This window comes from Bacillus sp. EB V-12 (genome assembly GCF_056158125.1).
This window is the reverse complement of the sequence record NZ_JBUXJL010000009.1, coordinates 195087-201169: the sequence shown is the minus strand read 5'-3', so window position 1 is coordinate 201169 and position 6083 is coordinate 195087. Positions and strand designations below refer to the sequence as shown.

Sequence of the window (6083 nt, the reverse complement as noted above, 5' to 3'; positions counted from 1 at the left end):
TAAAGAAAGTAAAGAACAAACAAAAATTACTGTAAAACAAGATCCGCAAACAGGTGAATCCCTTGAAGAGGAGAAGGTACTCCCGTTTAATAAACTTGTAAAAGGAAATCTGATTACTCCTGATCAAACAGATGTTTATACGTTTAATGTTACAGATCCAAAAGAAGTAGAGATTTCTGTGGTAAATGAACAAAATATTGGGATGACATGGGTACTTTATCATGAATCAGACATGCAAAATTACGTAGCTTGTGGTGAAGATGAAGGAAATACTATAAAGGGAAAATTCGTAGCGAAACCAGGGAAATATTATCTGAATGTGTATAAATTTGATGATAAAAATGGTGAATATTCACTATTAGTAAAATAAATTTATTTCCAATATGTATATAATCATTGTTTTTTTTAGAAGGGGTCTGTCACGATAGACTCCCCCTATTTTTTTATTTATAAGGATGAAACTAAGCTTCCAACCTGTGTTCCGATTGGGAGGCATACAGGTGACACTCCAGGATTTAGTACTTTTGCTGAAGTACACTTGACGGAGAACGCATGCTTGTTATCAGGTTTGAGTAATACGAAAAGCGCTAACAGTCAGGATTCTTCTTCCATTTGGTGAAAAAGAAAAAATTTCCACGGAACAATAATTTCTCAAGTAGAATATTTTGTTATGTGGAAAATAAAGTAAAATGAATATTTACGTTATAGAAGAAGTGCTGTAAAATATTGTTTATATTAAGATTTTTTGTATATTTCAATAATTAATTCTATTGGCTTTCATTCCAATCAAAAAACTGTCATAAAAAAAGAGGGGGGAAGACATTGTTTGCTAAAATTTGTTTGTAAAAGCTTTTAACCTGTTAAGAGCAATCCTAAGGTAGACTATTAATTTCTTTAATAATTTTTGCTTTCCTTTAGTACTTGGCATAATGCATTAAAAAGTTTAAATTTTGAAAGGAGAATTTGACATTTTATATATATAGTATTTTTTATTGTATTCCTAACCATTCAAAGAGAAGGGGATGTGATTAAGGTGAATAATACATATAATGAAAAGACGCATACATTGATTAAACAATTATTAAAAAAGTTTTCACCAAAAGCTCCTGGCTTTGCATATATTGCTAGTTTTGATAGCGGAGTAACGTATAAAGGTGCAGTTGGCTTAGCTTCTATAGAGGAAAATCTACCGATAACCACAAAGAGCGTTTTTAATATCGCCTCAGTTTCTAAACAATTTACAGCGTTTTCTATATTACTCTTAGAACAAGAGAGAAGATTGAGTTTAGATGATTCAATTGTAAAGTTTGTCCCTTCTATAGGAACATATGCTGAACCAGTAACATTGAGGCATCTAATTCATCATACTGGCGGACTAGTTGATTATATGGAATTGGCTCAAGCAGAAAATATTAAATTTACTGATATACTAACTGTGGAACAATCGCTAAAACACCTTAATGGTCATCAAATTGCAAGGTTCCCTGTTGGCACAAAATTTGAGTATAGCAATACAGGATATTTTTTATTGTCATTGGTGGTAGAGAAGGTAAGCGGGAAGTCTTTACGTCAGTTTGCAAAAGAACGTATTTTTGATTCTTTAAATATGAAAGACACAACAATTGTAGATTGCTACCCAACTACTATATCAATTGCTAGGGGGTATTCAAAGAATGAACAAGGAGCATATATGGTCTATGAAAGCCCTTGGGAACATACAGGTGATGGGGCAGTTCATGCAACAGTCGAAGACCTGGTAAAGTGGGGAGAAAATTTAACTACGGGTACCGTTGGCGGAAAAGAACTTGTTAAAAGAATGAGCGAAATAGGCCTGGAAATTTCTCCAACTGGGGAAACGATTATTGACAATGAAGATTATGCTTTTGGGCTAAGGCTTGCAGAAGGTTTTAACTGTCGATACTTGGAACATTCAGGTAGCTGGGCAGGTTATCGTTCATACTTCATGCGGTTTCTAAAAGAATATTTGACTGTTGTAGTACTAAGTAACTATGATGGATTTGACTCTAAAAAATATGCTAATGAAATAGCAGGAATTATTTTAGAAAAGTAAAAAATAGGGTGTAGAAGAGTATCTGGATTTGGTTAACCACACGTTGTTTTAGGTGTAATTGATTTTGGGAACGGAAGGCAGGCATATATTTATGCCTGCTTTTTTGTATTAAAATGAACATAGATATTAATTTTTTGTAAATATGGAACAATGTCATTACTTACAATGTCTATTAAGCGTTGAAACATTTTTTATTTAATAAATTAAGAAAGGAATAATGATTTTTAATTAAGGGAGAAGATTGAATTGAAAAAATTATGGATGCTGTTTTTCATTTGTTTCGCAGTTATGTTGGTAGGATGTAATAAAAACGAACCGCCAAAACAAGCATTTGAAGAATATATTAATTTATGGAATGATAAAAAGTTTGTAAATATGTATGATCATTTATCAGATCATGCCAAAAAATCGATTTCTAAAAAAGAATTCACAGAAAAATATCAAAAAATCTATGAGGGGATTGGAGCTAATAATTTAAAAGTTAAAATGAAAGGAGAGAATACGAAAGATAAAGAGCTTTTTCTTTTTGAAGTTAAGATGGATACGGATGTAGGACCAGTTTCATTCATCCATGAAGCAAAACTTGTGAAAGATAAAGAGTCTTGGAAAATAGATTGGACACCAGACTTCATCTTCCAAGGTATGAAAAAAGATTACAAAGTACGTATGCAAATAGAGCAAGGAAAACGCGGAGAAATATATGATCGAAATGGAAAAGGGCTTGCAACGAATGGTAAAGCGACTGAGGTTGGAATTATTCCAGAGAAACTAGGCGAAACAGCAGCGCAAACGAAAGAAATAGTAGCACAATTACTTGATATGTCTATAGAAGAGGTCGAACAAAAACTCACAGCAAAATGGATAAAACCAGACTCCTTTGTACCAATTGGTATTTTAAAAGAGGGAACCAGACAGAATGATTATATTGAATTAGAAGGAGTTTCATCTCGCCCAGTAAATATTCGTACGTATCCATTAGGTGAAGCAGCGGCACACTTAACTGGATATATAGGAAAGGTGAATGCGGAGGAGTTAAAATCACTTCAAAAACAAGGTTATCAGGCAGATGATTTAGTAGGTAAGACCGGTTTAGAGAAAGTGTTAGAAAATAAATTGCGTGGTGAAAAGGGTGGACGCGTATTTATAGAAGATGAGAATGGGAAAGAGATTAAAAACGTAGCAAAAAAAGAAGCAAAAGAAGGAGAAAATGTTACGTTAACAATTGATGCTGCAATTCAAGAAAAAATCTTTAATGAGATGAAAACTGAAGCAGGGTCTAGTGCAGCGATTAATCCTAAAACAGGTGAAACAATCGCACTTGTAAGTAGCCCTGCTTATAATCCAAATATAATAGTTAGAGGAGCATCGAAAGCCCAACGAGAAGCATGGAGTAACGACTCGAAACTACCAATGACGAATCGCTTTACACAAGCAATTGTACCAGGTTCCGTATTTAAAACGATCACAGGTGCAATTGGTTTGGAAACAAACACAATAAATCCGAAGGAAGAATTTAAAATTCAAGGATTGAAGTGGACAAAAGATTCATCTTGGGGAAATTACTATGTAACGCGTGTGAAGGATGCAAGTCCAATTGATTTTGATAAGGCAATGAAGTACTCTGATAATATTTATTTTGCTCAACAAGCTTTGAAAATAGGAAAAGATCAGTATGTAAATGAACTGAAGAAATACGGTTTTCATGAAAAATTACCAATCGAATACGAATTTCCTATTTCAATCATTGCAAGAGATGGGATAAGAAACGATATCCAACTAGCAGACACAGGCTATGGACAAGGACAAGTATTAATGACACCACTTCATTTAGCATTAACATATGCACCGATTGTGAATGAAGGGAATATTCCGTCGCCACATCTTTTAAAAGAAGCAAAAGTAGCGGGGAATTGGAAAGAAAATGTGGTTTCTAAAAAGAATCAAGACATATTAAAGAGTGCATTAATCAAAGTCATTAATGACCCTGATGGCGCAGGGAGAATTGCAAAGGTTGATGGTGTTACGCTTGCTGGTAAAACTGGTACAGCAGAACTGAAAGAGTCGAAAGAAGCAGAAGGAAAAGAACTGGGATGGTTCGCAGCTTTCGATGCAAATGCGCCAGACATGATTGTTACCATGATGATTGAAGATGTAAAAGGAAGAGGAGGAAGTAACGTTCCAGGTGAAAAAGTAAAACATGTATTTCAGAATTAATACTTAATTATAAGGTGAATTTTTTGACTACATTTATTACATGTTTGCTTAACTCAAAGGTATAAATTGGGGGGAATATAGAGCAATTAAATTTCAAAAAAGCATTCTTTCTAATCGAGAATGCTTTTTTGCTGCGACTCTAGAAAGTTAATACCTTATCTTAATTTTCATTTCTGAAAAGTTGGCATTGCTAATGGTAAATAGAAAGAGTATAGCAAGTTGAAATGGACAAGTGGAGTGTTACGTTAAATTCAAAAAACAGATTTTCATGAGTAGAATTTTATCATTGTATGCTTTACTTGTTTTTTAGTAGTATTATTCTGCTTGAAAAAAGATAAACAATGGAACAAATGAAACTTGTATCTTGTCTATATATTGAAACCATAATAAAAGTGAGGGTAGTTTTACGTTTATTCAAATAAGTTTGAGGTGTGGAAATGGAACAGACGTTTATTGAAAAGTATAATCATGATGAGCTGGACGATGTTATAAAAGACTATTGGCAAGATGTATGGAATTATTCATTTATTATTACGAAAGATCCACACTTATCAGATGATATTACGCAAGATGTATTTATAAAGGTATTTAAAAATTGGAATTCATTTCGAAAGGAGTCATCTATTAAAACGTGGATATTAAAAATCACAAGAAATACGGCAATAAACTATTTGAAATCATCTTATTTTAAAAGAATATCTTTAATAGGTTTTTTTAGTGACGATAAGCAATCCCAGTCGGCAGAACAAGAATTTTTTAAGCAAGAAGAAATGAATGATGTGTGGAAAGTTGTATTAAAGCTACCTAAAAAGCACCGTGAAATAATCATATTGGATGCAAAATATGAATTATCTTATGAAGAAATGGCTGAAACGTTAGGAGTATCCATTGGAACTGTAAAATCGAGATTAAGTAGAGCGAGAAGTAAGGTTTCAAAATTAATAGGGGAGGGTAGTAGTGATGAACAATAAACAAAATCCTGACTGGTATAGAAAAATAAAAAAAGGCCCAATGGAGAATCGTAAAGATGAAGAAGAATTTATTTCTAAAATAAAGCAGTCTATATACGAAAATAATGAAGTGGATTTTGTAAAACATAAAAGACCATTTCGTAAAAAAGCATTACCTATTGTAGTTGTTTTAGTTTGTACAATGTTATTTTTCATTGTTCAACAACCTTGGCTTGATGATAATAAATCACCAGTACAAAGTAGTACACAAATTAAGCCTAAAACAAAAGATGAGTCTGCTCAAGATCCATCATTAAAACAATTTATGAATGAACTATATCAAAGTACGAACTCAAAAAATGAAAATGACCTGTACAAAGCGTTAAATGATGAAGTTCTATTTAAAGGGAAGAGTTATAAGAAGGATGAACTGAAGTTTGATGAAGATATTTTTCATGAGTTGCAAGTCGCCCTTACAATGGGGGGAGAGTTTGCAAATGATACAAAGCAAATATATAAAGTACCAAGTGGATTGACGGAAAGTAACCAACGAAAGCAAGCACATTTTATATATGCAACTGTTACTGGAAATAAAACAAAAATTTTAGCAGAACCAAAGCGAGAATCACAAGTTTTATATGAAGTATCTAATGAAATGGTAAAAGCTTGGATTCCAGAAAAAGTGCAGAATGATGGATATATAAAAATATCGACAATTAACGGTAATACTGGATATGTACAGAAAGAGTACGTTTTAACTGATATTAAATATTCATTTATGTTCGAAAAGAATAATGAAGGTACATGGAAAATAATAAATATAGATTCTATATGGTAAAAGAGGAAGG

General features: G+C 32.7%; 5 protein-coding genes. All 5 read left to right on the top strand.

What is annotated here, in order from left to right; translation table 11 throughout:
* Window positions 1-370 (top strand): PPC domain-containing protein (locus ACZDYH_RS23885; protein WP_474887334.1); only part of this gene is annotated, 370 nt, incomplete at its 5' end.
* A gap of 663 nt (window positions 371-1033) precedes the next feature.
* The gene (locus ACZDYH_RS23880; protein ID WP_474887332.1) at window positions 1034-2071 is read left to right on the top strand and encodes a serine hydrolase domain-containing protein; all 1038 of its coding nucleotides are present in this window, start codon (window positions 1034-1036) and stop codon (window positions 2069-2071) included.
* A 246-nt stretch (window positions 2072-2317) separates the two neighbouring features.
* On the top strand, window positions 2318-4285 hold the full coding sequence (locus ACZDYH_RS23875) for a penicillin-binding transpeptidase domain-containing protein (RefSeq protein WP_157418743.1): 1968 nt from the start codon (window positions 2318-2320) through the stop codon (window positions 4283-4285).
* A 437-nt stretch (window positions 4286-4722) separates the two neighbouring features.
* Complete coding sequence (locus tag ACZDYH_RS23870; RefSeq protein WP_000438340.1) at window positions 4723-5256, top strand: RNA polymerase sigma factor; 534 nt, start codon at window positions 4723-4725, stop codon at window positions 5254-5256.
* Complete coding sequence (locus ACZDYH_RS23865; protein ID WP_474887329.1) at window positions 5246-6073, top strand: SH3 domain-containing protein; 828 nt, start codon at window positions 5246-5248, stop codon at window positions 6071-6073. Before ACZDYH_RS23870 ends, ACZDYH_RS23865 begins: the two co-directional genes overlap by 11 nt.
* Window positions 6074-6083 lie beyond the last annotated feature (10 nt).

Coding starts and splice junctions, on each gene's coding strand:
- ACZDYH_RS23870 (WP_000438340.1), top strand. CDS start 4,723: ATGGAACAGACGTTTATTGAAAAGTATAATCATGATGAGCTGGACGAT.
- ACZDYH_RS23865 (WP_474887329.1), top strand. CDS start 5,246: ATGAACAATAAACAAAATCCTGACTGGTATAGAAAAATAAAAAAAGGC.